Annotated in this window: 2 protein-coding genes; both read left to right on the forward strand. The window is 49.4% G+C overall.

The features are described from left to right. Window positions 1-326 (forward strand): hypothetical protein (locus tag KDK16_RS09995; protein ID WP_257275902.1); only part of this gene is annotated, 326 nt, incomplete at its 5' end. A 27-nt stretch (window positions 327-353) separates the two neighbouring features. Beyond that, a partial coding sequence (locus KDK16_RS10000; protein ID WP_257275904.1) for a hypothetical protein occupies window positions 354-1,479 on the forward strand: 1,126 nt, incomplete at its 3' end.

Below are 1,479 nucleotides of genomic sequence, written 5' to 3' on the forward strand. Positions count from 1 at the left end.
GCATTACCCCACCAGACGAAAAAACAGAAAAACAGGCGTTTCGCAATTTATGGTTAAAGCTCAACCAGACAGAAGTTTTTAGCACCGAAATACTGACATTACTGGACGAGTACAAGAATGAAATGGAGCTTGCGCATGCAGTGGCCGTCCTTAAAAAAGCCAAAATCGATATCGATAACAACATACTGGAAGGATGGAGGCAATGGGCATGCAGCGAAATACAGCGGTTAAAAATGCGTGACTCCTTATTATCGGAGGTTGATCCTGATATTTATCAGAGTTTTCAGGAATTAGAACTGCTTGATGAGTGTTTCACGGCACGCTAGCCATTAAGGTGCTATACAGTCTCGTGCATGTGGCAAACATCTATCAATGCGCCTGAGTCTATGGGATGCCCACAAGAAAGCAAAACCGCCTGCTCAATGGCTCGATCACTGCTTTTGTTGGTGACAATTATGCTTGGGGAGCCAATGCCTGCAGTGGGATTGGTCGGCTCAGGCCCGCAGCCAACGCATTTCTTGTATGCCAACAAGTTGGCCGAACCTGAGCAGCCCAACCCTCTTCCGCCAGGGTTTATGCAATTCGCCCTTAGTTTGCTTCAGCTGCTACCGAATAACAGCCCTCTTGAGCCTCTCCAATTGCGTCCCCTGGCGAGTTGGCCAATGAAGCAAACACGCCACATTGACATGTCCCCTGAAGTTCCTGAGAACACTTCCGCTACCGTGATCGCCACGGTTACTGCCGGGGGAGATGATGGCGATAAGCCACCCGACGGAAACCGCTGGAATCCTGACCCAGAGCCCCAGTCTGACCTTACCCTCGTTCTCAGCCCTGTTCAAAAATGCCTTCAACAAAAAAGGCAACTGCTTCGAATGTTACGAATCAAACGACTATGGGCAATTATAACTGACCGGACCACGCTGGCCCGGATTTTGTCAGATCGGATTATGGTGATTGAAGCGGACATTCTGGATCTGGAAAGATCAGCCCCTGACACGATGCATCCGGGGCTGGTTCAGACTTGGCCAACCGAGCACAGTCAGAAACTCATTGCTTACCGTGAGATCACTGCTGGCAAATATTCTGTCCGGCAGGTGGGTACCAAGAAAAAGAGTCAACCCTCGAGAATCCTCAAAGTATCAACCACCGTGACAACAGACCAGACTGGCCAATCCGGCCAGACGAACAGAACCACAGCCCGCGAACAGACATCAGGTTCTACAGATGGCAGTGGTCGTAAAGATGATGACCCACTGAAACCCTCAGCTGGGCAGGGTGGCGAAAGTTCAGCTGTCAATTGTTCCCGGTGTAACAAGACACTCAATACACAGGAATTAAGTCGTATACACAATGAGGCAGCAGCTTCAGCGTTTTTGTGCAACCGATGCCTGTCGGGCACTGTGGGTAAAAAAAGAGCAAGACAAAACCATAAATTGCGAAACGCCTGTTTTTCTGTTTTTTCGTCTGGTGGGGTAATGC

It is taken from the genome of Endozoicomonas sp. SESOKO4 (assembly GCF_024606275.1).